Source organism: Legionella massiliensis (assembly GCF_000756815.1).
Lineage (GTDB): Bacteria > Pseudomonadota > Gammaproteobacteria > Legionellales > Legionellaceae > Tatlockia > Tatlockia massiliensis.
This window is the reverse complement of sequence record NZ_CCVW01000002.1, coordinates 1013088-1027500: the sequence shown is the minus strand read 5'-3', so window position 1 is coordinate 1027500 and position 14413 is coordinate 1013088. Positions and strand designations below refer to the sequence as shown.

Below are 14413 nucleotides of genomic sequence, written 5' to 3'. Positions count from 1 at the left end.
GCAGGAGATATGGTATACAAGCGGGTGTAGTTCAATGGTAGAACTTCAGCCTTCCAAGCTGATAGCGTGGGTTCGATTCCCATCACCCGCTCCAAGTTTGTGAAAGCAGGCTGTGGAATTAAAACAATGCTACGGTCTGAATATTAAAGCCCACATAGCTCAGGCGGTAGAGCACTTCCTTGGTAAGGAAGAGGTCGTTGGTTCGAGTCCAGTTGTGGGCACCATACAGTTATAACTTTTGAAATGGGGAGATCTTCCGATGGCGAAGGAGAAATTTGAGCGTAAGAAGCCGCACGTTAACGTAGGCACAATTGGTCACGTAGATCATGGAAAGACGACGTTGACAGCAGCGATTACGACAATAATGGCAAAGAAATTTGGCGGTACAGCGAAAGCCTATGACCAGATTGACGCAGCGCCAGAAGAGCGTGAGCGTGGAATTACGATATCAACAGCTCACGTAGAGTACGAATCAGCGAATCGCCATTATGCGCACGTTGATTGCCCAGGCCACGCGGACTATGTGAAGAACATGATTACCGGAGCCGCCCAGATGGATGGAGCGATCTTGGTAGTATCAGCAGCTGATGGTCCAATGCCACAAACAAGAGAACACATTCTGTTGTCCCGTCAGGTAGGCGTACCTTATATAGTTGTATTCCTGAACAAAGCTGACATGGTAGACGATGCAGAGCTATTAGAGCTGGTAGAGATGGAAGTTCGTGACCTGCTAAGCAGCTACGAATTCCCAGGCGACGATATTCCAATTATAGTTGGATCAGCGTTGAAAGCCTTAGAAGGCGATGAAAGCGATATCGGCGTTAAAGCGATTGAAAAACTGGTTGAGACAATGGATTCATATATCCCTGAACCAGTAAGAAACATTGACAAGAGCTTCTTGTTACCAATCGAAGACGTATTCTCAATTTCTGGACGTGGAACAGTAGTAACAGGTCGAGTCGAGAGCGGAATCGTAAAAGTTGGTGAAGAAGTAGAGATTGTAGGAATCCGTGATACACAGAAAACGATCTGTACAGGCGTTGAAATGTTCCGTAAGTTGCTCGATGAAGGTCGCGCTGGGGACAACGTTGGTGTGTTATTACGTGGAACCAAGAGAGACGAAGTTGAACGCGGCCAAGTATTAGCTAAGCCAGGTTCAATCAAGCCGCATACAAAGTTCGAAGCAGAAGTGTACGTATTGTCAAAAGATGAAGGTGGTCGACATACACCATTCTTCAACGGATACCGTCCACAGTTCTACTTTAGAACAACAGACGTAACTGGTTCTTGTGATTTACCAGAAGGCGTAGAAATGGTGATGCCAGGTGATAATGTTCAAATGATAGTTAACCTACATTCACCAATTGCTATGGATGAGGGATTGCGCTTTGCAATTCGAGAGGGTGGTCGCACTGTTGGTGCAGGTGTTGTTGCAAAGATCATTGAATAAGTGATCGGAAGTGTAGAATTCCGGAGATTCTGGAGTTCTACACAAGATTGATTTAGGCCAGTAGCTCAATTGGCAGAGCGGCGGTCTCCAAAACCGCAGGTTGGGGGTTCGATTCCCTCCTGGCCTGCCAACTACTAGATAATTATGAAAAATTCAAATAATTCCAAAATGAATGTTAAAGATATAATCCTGTGGATAGGTACTGCACTTGTCACAGCCTTAGCTTTTTTTGGGACTTACCACTACGATTTCTCAGGCCCAATAGAGGCACTTATCTGGATTGGTTGGTTTGTATTGACAGCACTATTAGCGTTTTTTACTACTCAAGGAAGACAAGCCTTTGAATTTGCAAAAGAAGCAAAGATAGAATTACAAAAGGTTGTTTGGCCAACGCGCCAGGAAACAGTCCAAACCACATCAATCGTTATGATTATGGTTACAGTAACCGGATTTGTTCTTTGGGGAATAGATTCTGGAATGATGTGGATAATCGCTAAAATAACACGTCTAGGTTGATAATACGGTGGAAGAACATAAAACTAAACAATGGTATGTCGTTCATGCATATTCGGGGTATGAAAACTTTGTTATGCGTGAAATTAAGTCGCGTACTGAACATCATCATTTAGAAGATAAAATTGGCGAAGTAGTCGTTCCATCTGAAGAAGTCGTTGAAATGCGTGCAGGCCAAAAGAGAAAAAGTACAAGAAAATTTTTTCCAGGTTATGTACTTGTGAATATGGTTATGGATGATGAAACATGGCATATGATCCGCGCTATACCACGTGTATTAGGATTCATTGGTGGAACTAGTCAGACCCCAACCCCAATTTCCGATAAAGAAGCCCAAGCAATACTACAGCGGGTTGAAGATGGGGTGACTAAGCCTAAACCTAAAATCTTGTTTGAACCAGGTGAAGTTGTTCGCGTTAAAGATGGTCCATTTGTCGACTTTAATGGTGTTGTGGAAGAAGTTAACTACGAGAAAAGCAGGCTAAGGGTCGCTGTATTGATTTTTGGACGCTCAACACCGGTTGAACTTGAATTTAGTCAAGTAGAAAAGACTTAATAATTTGTTTGTAACAGGGGAGTATGAGTACTGTAAAAAATCATTATTTGATTTTTTATATGAAAATGCGTTATACCCATAAGGAGTGAAGATGGCTAAAAAAGTAGAAGCATATATAAAGCTGCAAATTCCAGCAGGTAAAGCTAACCCAAGTCCGCCAGTTGGACCTGCCTTAGGTCAGCGTGGTGTTAACATTATGGAATTTTGTAAAGCTTTTAACGCTGCAACCCAAAATTTAGAACCAGGATTGGCTACACCTGTAGTGATCACTGTTTATTCTGATCGCAGTTTTACTTTCATTACAAAAACACCACCTGCATCTGTCTTATTGAAGAAAGCTGCTGGTATTCAGAGTGGTAGTGGAAATCCCAACACTAAAAAAGTTGCTAAGCTTACTCGTGCTCAACTCGAAGAGATCGCCAAGATTAAAGAACCTGATTTAACAGCAGGAAGTTTGGCGGCGGCAGTTAGAAGTATCGCAGGAACTGCTCGTAGTATGGGTATTGAGGTAGAAGGTTTAGAATAAGGGGTTACCATGGCTAAGTTAAGTAAAAAGCAAAAAAGAATTCGCGAAACGATCAAGCCTAATCATCTATATAGTGCTGTAGAAGCGATAGCTGTTCTGAAAGAATTTGCAAGCTCGAAATTTAAAGAAAGTATTGATATCAGTGTGAACCTTGGTGTTGATCCAAGAAAATCAGATCAAGTTGTTCGCTCATCAACAAATCTACCTAAGGGCACAGGTAAGACAGTAAGAGTTGCAGTATTCGCACAAGGTGAAAATGCAGCTAAAGCTAAAAATGCTGGTGCTGACCTGGTAGGTTTTGAAGATCTAGCAGAACAAATTAAAGCAGGCGAAATGAACTTTGATGTTGTTATTGCAACACCAGATGCAATGCGTATTGTCGGTCAATTAGGCCAAATCCTCGGCCCTCGTGGATTGATGCCTAACCCGAAAGTAGGTACTGTAACAATGAACGTAGAAGCGGCAGTTACAGATGCTAAATCAGGCCAGGTGCGTTACAGAACAGACAAGAATGGTATTATTCATTGCAGCGTTGGTAAGATTGACTTTTCACCAGAAGACTTAATCGAAAACATCGCAGCACTGATGGTTGACTTGAAAAAAGCGAAACCAGCATCATCTAAAGGCGTATATTTCAAGAAAATCTCACTTTCAACAACAATGGGCCCGGGGATAACTATTGATCTTGCTTCAATACCTGTGTAATATGCAGCGCCCTTTAAAACGCTTTCACGGCATAGACATGGTTCGATGCTGTCGAAGACCGCAGGTGCTTAAAGCTTAATACCCTGCGCAGACGGTGAACCGGCTCCGAGATCTCTCTGAGACGGCCACCATAACTGTCAAATCTGAATGGATTTGCACAACTTAGGAGGTCAGTAACGTGACATTAACATTAGCTGCAAAGAAAGCCGTTGTTGAAGAAGTAACTGCAGTTGCTTCAAAGGCTATTTCGGCAGTCGTTGCTGATTATCGTGGTTTAACAGTTAACCAAATGACCCAACTTAGAAGTGCAGCTCGTAAATCAGGTGTATATCTGCGAGTAGTGCCAAATACTTTGACACGAAGAGCATTTGAAGGCACTGATTTCTCCTGCCTAAGCGACAAGTTGGTTGGTCCTTTATTTATCGCATTATCAATGGAAGCCCCAAGTGATGCTGCGCGAATGTTAAAGGAATTCGTAAAAACATTTGACAAGCTAGAAGTCAAAGCATTATCAGTTGGTGGTAAAGTCTATGAAGCCCACCAATTAGAAGCTGTAGCCAGCTTGCCAACGCGAGATGAAGCAATAGCTAAATTAATGTATGTGATGAAAGCACCTGTTGAGAAATTTGTTCGAACTCTTGCAGAGCCTCATGCCAAACTGGTTAGAACGGTAGCTGCAATTAAAGACAAAAAGCAACAATAACCACATAATCTTTATTTAATTTTTAATCTAGGAGCTAGAAATGGCTGTATCAAAAAATGATATCCTTGAGACAATCGCTAACATGACTGTTATGGAAGTTGTAGAACTGATTGAAGCAATGGAAGAAAAATTTAACGTATCAGCTGCTGCTGCAGCCGTTGCAGTTGCTGCACCTGCTGGTGCTGCTGCCGCTGTTGAAGAAAAGACAGAGTTTGATGTCGTAATGACAAGCTTTGGAGCTAACAAAGTAGGCGTTATTAAAGCAATTCGTGAAATTACTGGTTTAGGCTTGAAAGAAGCTAAAGACTTAGTAGAAGGTGCTCCTGCAACTGTTAAAGAAGGCGTGTCTAAAGACGAAGCTGCTGAGATGAAGAAAAAGCTTGAAGAAGCTGGCGCATCTGTCGAAGTTAAGTAATACCGTTGTTTATATGTATAAGACCCAGCCATGGTTTCATGGCTGGGTTTGTGTGTTTGATTGACATCAATAATTTACAGAGGAACCACCATGGCAATTGCAGAAGCTAACGCTCATCAATACTCGCATGCTGAGAAAAAACGATTTCGCAAAAGCTTTGGTAGACAAGCAGATAAGATGGCAATTCCTAATCTGCTTGAAATCCAGCTAAAGTCATATAGAGATTTCTTACAGACCGATTCAAGTGCTAGTACACAGCAAAATACAGGGTTACAGGCTGCTTTTTCATCAGTTTTCCCTATAGAAAGTTTTTCGGGTAACGCAAGACTAGAATACGTTAGCTATAAGCTGGGTGAGCCTGCTTTTGACGTACGCGAATGTAAACTTCGAGGTCTGACCTATTCTGCCCCACTAAGAGTTAAAATCCGCTTGGTAGTACTTGATAAAGATGCTGCTGGCGAACCGAAGCCAATAAAAGATATTCGCGAACAAGATGTATTTATGGGAGAAATTCCTCTCATGACTGATGTAGGTACCTTTGTAGTCAATGGTACTGAGCGAGTTGTAGTTTCACAATTACATCGTTCACCAGGTGTTATATTCGAACATGATAGAGGTAAAACGCATTCATCCGGAAAATTGCTTTATTCCGCGCGCATTATTCCTTACCGTGGCTCATGGTTAGATTTTGAGTTTGATCCGAAAGATTGCGTATTTGTTCGAATTGATAGACGACGCAAATTACCAGTCAGTATTTTATTACGCTCATTAGGTTATGAAACTGAAAACATACTTGCTGAGTTTTTTGAATCCACCACATGCCAGCTTAAAAACGGCGAATTCCATATTACCCTTATTCCATCGAGATTACGTGGTGAAATGGCTTCTTTTGATATTGCTGTACCAGAAACAGGTGAGCTAATCGTAGATCAAGGCCGCCGCATAACGGCCCGTCATATTAAGCTTATGGAAAAAAGCAATATGCAGGATCTTGTTGTGCCCAGAGATTATTTGGTAGGCAAGATTTTAGCTAAGAACATAGTAAATACTGAGACTGGAGAAATTTTGGCACAAGCGAATGATGAGATTACGGCAGACTTGCTTGATCAACTCGCGCAAAACGGAATTCTCAGCTTTGAAACTATTTACACCAACGATTTAGATCATGGGTCTTATATTTCAGATACGTTGAAGATTGATCCAACCACAAGTCAACTTGAAGCATTAGTTGAGATCTACAGAATGATGCGTCCTGGCGAGCCACCCACAAAAGAGGCTGCAGAAGCATTGTTCAAGAACCTCTTTTTTGCTGATGACCGTTATGATCTATCCGCTGTCGGACGTATGAAATTTAACCGCCGTGTTGGTCGTAAAGAAGATACCGGTCCAGGAACTCTTACAAAAGAAGATATCCTTGCAGTAATTAAGACGCTCATCGACATACGTAACGGTATTGGTATGGTTGATGATATTGACCACTTAGGTAACCGACGTGTCAGATCTGTCGGGGAAATGGCCGAAAACCAATTCCGCGTAGGTTTGGTTCGCGTTGAACGAGCTGTTAAAGAGCGTTTAAGCCTCGTAGAATCAGAGAATTTGATGCCGCAAGACCTGATTAATGCAAAACCTGTTTCAGCAGCTGTAAAAGAATTCTTTGGCTCAAGCCAGTTGTCACAGTTTATGGATCAGGTAAACCCACTCTCTGGGGTAACTCATAAACGCCGTGTGTCAGCACTTGGCCCAGGTGGTTTAACGCGTGAAAGAGCGGGCTTTGAAGTACGTGACGTTCATACTACCCACTATGGCCGTGTTTGCCCAATTGAAACACCTGAAGGACCAAACATTGGTTTGATCAACTCTCTGTCTGTTTATGCAAGAACTAATGAGTACGGTTTTATCGAAACACCCTGCCGAAAAGTGGTTGATGGGCGTGTTACCGATGAAATTGAGTATTTATCAGCGATCGAAGAAGTTGATCAGTATATTGCACAATCTAGTGTAGCAGTTGATGAAAATGGCAAAATTCTTGCAGATCTGGTTCCTTGCAGACATCAAAATGAATTTTCGTTAACTACACCAGATAAAATCAATTATATGGATGTCTCACCCAAGCAAATCGTTTCGGTTGCTGCATCACTTATTCCATTTTTGGAGCATGATGATGCGAACCGTGCATTGATGGGATCAAACATGCAACGTCAGGCAGTTCCTACTTTGAGATCAGAAAAGCCATTAGTTGGTACTGGTATGGAAAGAACAGTTGCCTCTGATTCAGGGGTTTCTGTTGTTGCCAAGCGTGGTGGCGTTATTGATCTGGTCGATGCATCCAGGATAGTTGTTCGTGTCAATGATGATGAAACGACAGCAGGTGAGACTGGTGTGGATATTTACAACCTAACTAAATATTTCCGCTCCAACCAAGACACATGTATCAACCAACGACCGATTGTTTCTACCGGCGATCGTATCCAACGAGGTGATGTTCTTGCTGACGGCCCATGTACAGATATGGGTGAGTTAGCACTTGGACAAAATCTGTTGGTCGCTTTTATGCCTTGGAATGGCTATAACTTCGAGGACTCTATCTTAATCTCAGAGCGAATTGTTCAAGAAGATAGATTTACTACAATTCATATCGAAGAATTAACTTGTATCGCCAGAGATACAAAACTCGGTACAGAAGAAATCACGGCAGATATTCCAAATGTTGGTGAATCTGCATTAGCAAGTCTTGATGAGTCAGGGGTTGTCTACATAGGTGCTGAAGTTAGTGCTGGAGATATCCTAGTTGGTAAAGTGACACCAAAGGGGGAAACACAACTGACACCTGAAGAGAAGCTTCTTCGAGCAATATTTGGTGAAAAAGCCTCTGATGTTAAAGATTCTTCACTGCGAGTTCCTTCAGGAATGAATGGAACAGTTATTGACGTACAAGTTTTCACACGTGATGGCTTGGAAAAGGATGAGCGTGCAAAGAGCATTGAAGAGGAGCATCTGGCAAGAGTACGTAAAGACTTGATTGATGAACGCCGTATTCGCGAAGAAGACATTTATCATCGTGTTCATAATCTGTTATTAAACAAAGCTGCAACAGGCGGTCCATCCAGTATTAAACCAGGTTCAAAAATCAGCCCTGAGTATTTAGAAAAAGTTGATAGAGAAAAATGGTTTGATATCCGTGTTGATGATGATTCTGTCAGTCAACAGCTGGAGCAATTGTCTAAGCAATTAGAATTGCTTGGTAAAGAAATGGAAAAGCGCTTTAACGATAGCCGGAAGAAAATAATTCAAGGGGATGATCTTGCCCCTGGCGTATTAAAGATTGTTAAAGTTTATCTTGCGGTTAAACGTAGAATTCAGCCCGGTGACAAAATGGCTGGAAGACACGGTAACAAAGGGGTTATTTCCATAGTTGTACCGGTTGAAGATATGCCTCATATGGAAGATGGTACAGCAGTTGATATCGTGTTAAATCCACTGGGTGTACCTTCACGTATGAATATCGGACAGGTATTAGAAACACATCTTGGCTTAGCGGCTAAGGGTCTTGGACATCGAATTGCTGAACTCCTGGATAGCAAGAAGAATGTGGCTGAAGTCAGAGCTTATCTATCTAAGATTTATAATCATGATGGTGTAGAACGCGTCCGTCTTGACAGTTTAGATGATAACGAGCTGATGCTGCTGGCAAATAACCTGCGTTCTGGTGTACCAATGGCAACTCCAGTTTTTGATGGGGCCAGTGAGCCTGAAATTAAATCAATGCTTGAGTTAGCAGGTCTAAGACGCGATGGAAAAACAATATTGTATGATGGACGAACTGGTAAGGCGTTTGATAATCCTGTTACTGTCGGCTACATGTACATGCTTAAGTTGAATCACTTGGTTGATGATAAGATGCACGCACGTTCAACTGGTTCCTATAGCTTAGTAACCCAACAACCGCTCGGTGGTAAAGCACAGTTTGGTGGTCAGCGTTTTGGGGAAATGGAAGTATGGGCACTAGAAGCGTATGGAGCTGCTTATACTTTACAAGAAATGTTAACAGTTAAATCAGATGATGTCGGAGGACGCACGAAGATATATAAAAACATAGTTGATGGTGATCATCGTATGGATCCAGGAATGCCAGAATCGTTCAACGTACTGTTGAAAGAAATCCGCGCATTGGGTATTGATATTGAACTTGACCACGACTAAGCGTTAATCGAAGAGTTCTGACTAATTTATTTTTTTGGAGGCATAGACTTGGCTAATCTAAGCAGCGACCCAATGAGAAAGGCACCTATAATGAGTGACCTTCTTGGCATCCTCAAGCAACAAGGTCAAAGTGAGGAATTTGATGCAATTAAAATTGCACTTGCATCGCCTGATTTAATACGTTCATGGTCTTATGGCGAAGTTAAAAAGCCTGAAACTATTAACTACCGCACGTTCAAACCTGAACGTGATGGGCTGTTCTGCGCTAAGACTTTTGGTCCAGTTAAAGACTATGAATGCCTATGTGGTAAGTACAAGCGACTTAAGCACCGTGGCGTCATATGTGAGAAATGTGGAGTCGAGCTTGCATTGGCGAAAGTACGTCGTGAACGTATGGGCCATATCGAGCTAGCTAGCCCTGTTGCTCATATCTGGTTCCTGAAATCATTACCATCCCGTATAGGTCTACTACTGGATATGACTCTTCGCGATATCGAGCGCGTTTTATACTTCGAAGCCTTTGTTGTTGTCGATCCTGGCATGACTGAGCTTGAGCGTGGTCAATTACTCAATGATGAAGTTTATCTTGATGCTATGGAGCAATACGGAGATGAATTTGATGCTCGTATGGGTGCTGAAGCAATTCGCGACCTATTGAGACAAATCGATCTTGAAGAAGAAATCAAATCCTTAAGAGAAGAATTGCCAACAACCAATTCTGAGACAAAGATCAAGAAAATTACAAAAAGATTAAAATTGTTGGAAGCGTTCTATGAATCTGGCAATAAACCTGAATGGATGATCATGGATGTATTACCCGTTCTACCACCTGATCTCCGACCCTTGGTTCCACTGGATGGTGGACGCTTTGCGACATCTGATCTAAACGACTTGTACCGTCGCGTCATCAATCGAAACAACCGATTGAAGAGATTACTTGATCTTAGTGCGCCAGATATTATTGTCCGTAACGAGAAGCGTATGTTGCAAGAGTCCGTCGATGCCTTACTGGATAATGGTCGGCGTGGACGAGCAATAACTGGTACAAACAAACGCCCACTTAAATCTTTAGCTGATATGATTAAGGGTAAACAGGGTCGATTCAGACAGAACCTTCTCGGTAAGCGTGTAGATTATTCAGGCCGTTCAGTTATTGTAGTTGGACCTACACTTCGCTTACATCAATGTGGTTTGCCTAAGAAAATGGCTTTGGAACTGTTTAAGCCATTCATATTCAGCAAATTGGAATTCAGAGGTTTGGCGACGACAATTAAAGCTGCCAAGAAAATGGTTGAAAGGGAAGAGCCTGTTGTTTGGGATATTCTCGATGATGTAATTCGCGAACATCCAATTCTTCTTAACCGTGCACCAACCTTACACCGTTTAGGTATTCAGGCCTTTGAACCGGTTCTTATTGAAGGTAAGGCGATACAGCTGCATCCATTGGTTTGTACTGCATATAACGCCGACTTTGACGGCGACCAGATGGCAGTCCACGTCCCTCTCACATTGGAAGCACAGCTCGAAGCTAGATCATTAATGATGTCTACCAATAATATCTTATCACCTGCGAGTGGTGAGCCTATTATTGTACCGAGCCAGGACGTAGTACTCGGACTCTATTATCTGACTCGTGAGCGCATTAATGCTCCTGGCGAAGGTAAGATTTTTGTAAGTCCTCAGGAAGCTCAGAACTTTTATGAAGCGGGATATGTTGATATTCATGCAAAAGTGAAAATCAGAATGCCTGTTGATACTGCCGAAAACAATGGAAAATACCATCTCGTTGAGACAACTGTTGGCCGTGGCATTCTGTCAGATATTTTGCCGAAGGGAATGCCTTTCTCTCAAGTTAACAGGGCAATGACCAAAAAAGCGATCACAAAGGTTGTTGATGGTTGTTATCGTAAATTTGGTTTGAAAGAAACTGTAATTTTTGCCGACCAGCTTATGTATATGGGTTTCAAATATGCGACTCGCGCTGGTGCTTCAATTGGTATTGATGATATGGAAATACCTGATGATAAGGCAGCAATTATTGAGCAGGCTGATAATGAGGTTCGCGAAATTGAATCTCAATTCCGTTCTGGTCTCGTAACAAACGGAGAGCGATACAACAAAGTTATTGATATTTGGTCTAGAACCAATGAAATGGTTGCCAAGTCAATGATGGCTAAAATTGCGACAGAAGAAGTAGTCGATCGCAACGGAAAAACGTTAAGACAAGACTCATTTAATCCGATCTTTATGATGGCTGACTCTGGTGCGAGGGGTTCTGCTGCTCAGATTAGGCAGCTCGCAGGTATGCGGGGATTGATGGCTGCACCAGATGGCTCGATTATTGAGACACCTATTACCGCTAACTTCCGTGAAGGATTAAACGTATTCCAATACTTTATTTCTACTCACGGTGCACGTAAGGGTCTTGCTGATACTGCATTGAAGACAGCTAACTCAGGTTATTTGACACGCCGACTAGTTGACGTGGCTCAAGACGTTGTTATTACCGAAGATGATTGTGGTACTGAGAACGGTGTATTAATGCAGCCATTGATTGAAGGTGGCGATATTGTAGAGCCATTGCACGAGCGTGTCTTAGGACGTGTCGTTGCTACTGACGTGTATATCCCCAATCAGGAAGAACCTGTTGTTACAGCAGGTACTCTGCTTGATGAAGATTGGGTTGAAAAACTCGAGAAATTTGGTGTTGATCAGGTATTGGTTCGTTCTCCAATAACTTGTGACACGCGATTCGGTCTTTGTGCAAGCTGTTATGGCCGTGACTTAGCTCGAGGACACTTGGTAAATACCGGAGAAGCTGTTGGTATCATCGCTGCACAATCAATCGGTGAACCAGGTACACAGCTGACAATGCGTACATTCCATATCGGTGGTGCTGCGTCAAGAGCAACAGCTGCGAATAATATTCAAATCAAAAACAAGGGTGTTATCCGCCTACACAATATTAAGACTGTTACACACGAAAATAACAACCTGGTTGCTATTTCTCGCTCGGGAGAGGTATCTATTGTTGATGATTTTGGCCGTGAACGTGAGCGATACAAGCTACCATACGGTGCAGTTTTAACTATGCATGATAATCAAGCCGTAGAAGCTGGTCAGGTCATCGCAACTTGGGATCCGCATACTCACCCCGTTATTTCAGAAGTAAGCGGTAAACTCAAATTTGTCGATTTGATTGAGGGTATGACGATGAATCGACAAACCGACGAGATTACAGGATTAAGTAATATCGTTGTTACTGACGCTAAACAGCGTAGTTCTGCCGGAAGAGATATGCGTCCAATGGTCAAGTTGGTTTCTGACGATGGTGATGAGATTTTCCTTGCAGGTACAAATGTTCCTGCTCAGTACTATCTGCCCGTCGATGCAATCATTAATTTTGAAGATGGTAATTTAGTAGGTGTTGGGGACGTTATCGCACGTATCCCACAGGAGCGCTCCAAAACGCGTGATATTACCGGGGGTCTGCCAAGAGTTGCGGATCTATTCGAAGCGAGAAAACCAAAAGATGCTGCGGTAATGGCAGAAGTTTCTGGTTTGGTTAACTTTGGTAAGGAAACGAAGGGCAAGAGACGTTTAATTATCTCTGCTTCAGAGCATCAATCACACGAGGAGCTTATTCCTAAATGGCGTCATATCTCTGTCTTTGAGGGTGAGCACGTTGAGCGTGGTGAAGTGATCGCCGATGGCCCATTGAATCCGCACGATATACTTCGTCTGCTTGGTGTTGGAGCACTGGCGAATTATATTGTTAACGAAGTTCAGGATGTTTATCGTTTACAAGGTGTAAAAATCAACGATAAACATATTGAAACAATTGTTCGACAAATGTTACGTAAGCGTGTAATAACATTTGCTGGCGATTCGAAATTCCTCGCAGGTGAACAGGTCGAGGAAAGTGTGATGCTGCAAGAGAATGACAGACTTGTTGCAGAAGGAAAGCAAGTGGCGCATGGAACACCAATATTACTTGGTATTACCAAAGCGTCTTTGGCAACAGAATCGTTTATTTCCGCTGCGTCATTCCAGGAAACAACTCGTGTCCTGACAGAAGCAGCAGTAAGTGGAAAGATCGATGATTTGCGCGGCTTGAAGGAAAACGTGATGGTTGGACGCTTAATTCCTGCGGGAACTGGCTATGCCTATCACCAAAGCCGAAAGGCAAAACGCGCTAAAGCTGCAGGTACTGAGCATACTACGCATACGGTAACAGCTAGTGATGTGGAACACGCATTAAGTGAAGCTCTTAATGCCGAAGATAACCATGATCATTAATCTGGATCTATTGACAGAGGGTTTGTGCTTGACAAACCCTCCGGACCTATATAGAATCCGGCCTCCTTATGCATTCGAAATAAATACAAATGAAAGTTCGGAGTTAAGAATAAATGGCTACTATTAATCAGTTAGTAAGAAAGCCTCGCGCGGACGCCAAGAGAAAGTCTAACGTCCCTGCATTGGAATCATGTCCGCAAAGACGTGGGGTTTGTACGCGTGTTTATACAACAACACCTAAGAAGCCTAACTCAGCTATGCGTAAGGTTGCTCGTGTGCGCTTGACGAATGGTTTTGAAGTATCTTCATACATCGGTGGTGAAGGCCATAACCTTCAGGAGCACTCGGTGGTGTTGATTCGTGGCGGTCGTGTTAAAGACTTACCTGGTGTTCGCTATCATACAGTACGCGGTAGTTTGGATACATCTGGTGTAAACGATCGTAAGCAAGGCCGTTCTAAGTACGGTACTAAGAAACCAAAAGATAAGAAATAATCTGATTGTAGGAACTAGACATGCCAAGAAGAAGAGAAGTCCCCAAGCGTGAGATTCTACCTGATCCAAAGCATCACAGTGAATTGCTCGCAAAGTTTATTAACGTATTGATGATTAGTGGTAAGAAATCTACTGCTGAGAAAATCATTTACGGTGCTTTAGAAGTACTAAATGACCGCGTTAAGAAAACCAAAAAATCGGAAGACGAGGATGGTGAGCAAGGTGGTTCATCAACGTCAGCTGGTGTTTTACGTTATTTTGAACAAGCGCTTGATAATGTTCGTCCTAGTGTCGAAGTTAGGTCAAGACGAGTGGGTGGAGCAACTTATCAGGTCCCTGTGGAAGTTCGCACCGACAGATCTATCGCTTTGGGTATGCGATGGATTGTTCAGGCAGCACGTTCACGTGGCGAAAAAGGTATGATGCTACGATTAGCTGGTGAGCTATCGGACGCGTTTGAGAGCAAAGGCTCTGCAGTTAAGAAGCGCGAAGATACGCATAAAATGGCAAAAGCTAACCAGGCCTTTGCTCATTTTAGATGGAATTAATAGA

Annotated in this window: 11 protein-coding genes and 3 tRNA genes; all 14 read left to right on the top strand. The window is 42.7% G+C overall.

Going from position 1 to position 14413, the window contains the following annotated elements; all coding sequences use genetic code 11:
- Positions 1-20: 20 nt before the first annotated feature.
- The 14 genes from BN1094_RS11650 to rpsG all read left to right on the top strand — a co-directional run bounded on the left by BN1094_RS11650 (position 21) and on the right by rpsG (position 14409).
- Positions 21-94 (top strand) — tRNA-Gly (locus BN1094_RS11650).
- A gap of 54 nt (positions 95-148) precedes the next feature.
- A tRNA-Thr gene (locus tag BN1094_RS11645) sits at positions 149-224 on the top strand.
- Positions 225-259: 35 nt separating this feature from the next.
- Entirely contained in the window at positions 260-1450 is a 1191-nt protein-coding gene (gene tuf, locus BN1094_RS11640; protein WP_043874523.1) for an elongation factor Tu, read from the top strand.
- 54 nt (positions 1451-1504) lie between these two features.
- Positions 1505-1580: transfer RNA gene (locus BN1094_RS11635), tRNA-Trp, on the top strand.
- A 14-nt stretch (positions 1581-1594) separates the two neighbouring features.
- A complete protein-coding gene (gene secE / locus BN1094_RS11630) occupies positions 1595-1966 on the top strand; it encodes a preprotein translocase subunit SecE (RefSeq protein WP_043874533.1) in 372 nt (123 codons plus the stop codon).
- 7 nt (positions 1967-1973) lie between these two features.
- Entirely contained in the window at positions 1974-2519 is a 546-nt protein-coding gene (gene nusG, locus BN1094_RS11625; protein WP_043874532.1) for a transcription termination/antitermination protein NusG, read from the top strand.
- 91 nt (positions 2520-2610) lie between these two features.
- On the top strand, positions 2611-3045 hold the full coding sequence (gene rplK / locus BN1094_RS11620) for a 50S ribosomal protein L11 (RefSeq protein ID WP_043874531.1): 435 nt from the start codon (positions 2611-2613) through the stop codon (positions 3043-3045).
- Positions 3046-3054: 9 nt separating this feature from the next.
- Positions 3055-3750: a 50S ribosomal protein L1 gene (gene rplA, locus BN1094_RS11615; protein WP_043874530.1), complete on the top strand. Its 696-nt coding sequence runs from the start codon at positions 3055-3057 to the stop codon at positions 3748-3750.
- A gap of 178 nt (positions 3751-3928) precedes the next feature.
- Positions 3929-4453 (top strand): 50S ribosomal protein L10, encoded by a 525-nt coding sequence (rplJ, locus tag BN1094_RS11610; RefSeq protein ID WP_043874529.1) that lies wholly within the window; start codon positions 3929-3931, stop codon positions 4451-4453.
- Positions 4454-4493: 40 nt separating this feature from the next.
- On the top strand, positions 4494-4868 hold the full coding sequence (gene rplL / locus BN1094_RS11605) for a 50S ribosomal protein L7/L12 (RefSeq protein WP_043874528.1): 375 nt from the start codon (positions 4494-4496) through the stop codon (positions 4866-4868).
- A gap of 90 nt (positions 4869-4958) precedes the next feature.
- A complete protein-coding gene (rpoB, locus tag BN1094_RS11600; RefSeq protein ID WP_043874527.1) occupies positions 4959-9068 on the top strand; it encodes a DNA-directed RNA polymerase subunit beta in 4110 nt (1369 codons plus the stop codon).
- A gap of 90 nt (positions 9069-9158) precedes the next feature.
- Entirely contained in the window at positions 9159-13367 is a 4209-nt protein-coding gene (rpoC, locus tag BN1094_RS11595; protein ID WP_043874655.1) for a DNA-directed RNA polymerase subunit beta', read from the top strand.
- Between the two features lie 113 nt (positions 13368-13480).
- Complete coding sequence (rpsL, locus tag BN1094_RS11590; protein ID WP_043874526.1) at positions 13481-13861, top strand: 30S ribosomal protein S12; 381 nt, start codon at positions 13481-13483, stop codon at positions 13859-13861.
- A 20-nt stretch (positions 13862-13881) separates the two neighbouring features.
- The gene (gene rpsG, locus BN1094_RS11585) at positions 13882-14409 is read left to right on the top strand and encodes a 30S ribosomal protein S7 (RefSeq protein WP_043874525.1); all 528 of its coding nucleotides are present in this window, start codon (positions 13882-13884) and stop codon (positions 14407-14409) included.
- The last annotated feature ends 4 nt before the right edge of the window (positions 14410-14413 follow it).

Excerpts from the sequence above, each read along its gene's own strand:
- tuf (WP_043874523.1), top strand. The coding sequence starts at position 260 with ATGGCGAAGGAGAAATTTGAGCGTAAGAAGCCGCACGTTAACGTAGGC.
- secE (WP_043874533.1), top strand. The coding sequence starts at position 1,595 with ATGAAAAATTCAAATAATTCCAAAATGAATGTTAAAGATATAATCCTG.
- rplK (WP_043874531.1), top strand. The coding sequence starts at position 2,611 with ATGGCTAAAAAAGTAGAAGCATATATAAAGCTGCAAATTCCAGCAGGT.
- rplA (WP_043874530.1), top strand. The coding sequence starts at position 3,055 with ATGGCTAAGTTAAGTAAAAAGCAAAAAAGAATTCGCGAAACGATCAAG.
- rplL (WP_043874528.1), top strand. The coding sequence starts at position 4,494 with ATGGCTGTATCAAAAAATGATATCCTTGAGACAATCGCTAACATGACT.
- rpoB (WP_043874527.1), top strand. The coding sequence starts at position 4,959 with ATGGCAATTGCAGAAGCTAACGCTCATCAATACTCGCATGCTGAGAAA.
- rpoC (WP_043874655.1), top strand. The coding sequence starts at position 9,159 with ATGAGTGACCTTCTTGGCATCCTCAAGCAACAAGGTCAAAGTGAGGAA.
- rpsL (WP_043874526.1), top strand. The coding sequence starts at position 13,481 with ATGGCTACTATTAATCAGTTAGTAAGAAAGCCTCGCGCGGACGCCAAG.
- rpsG (WP_043874525.1), top strand. The coding sequence starts at position 13,882 with ATGCCAAGAAGAAGAGAAGTCCCCAAGCGTGAGATTCTACCTGATCCA.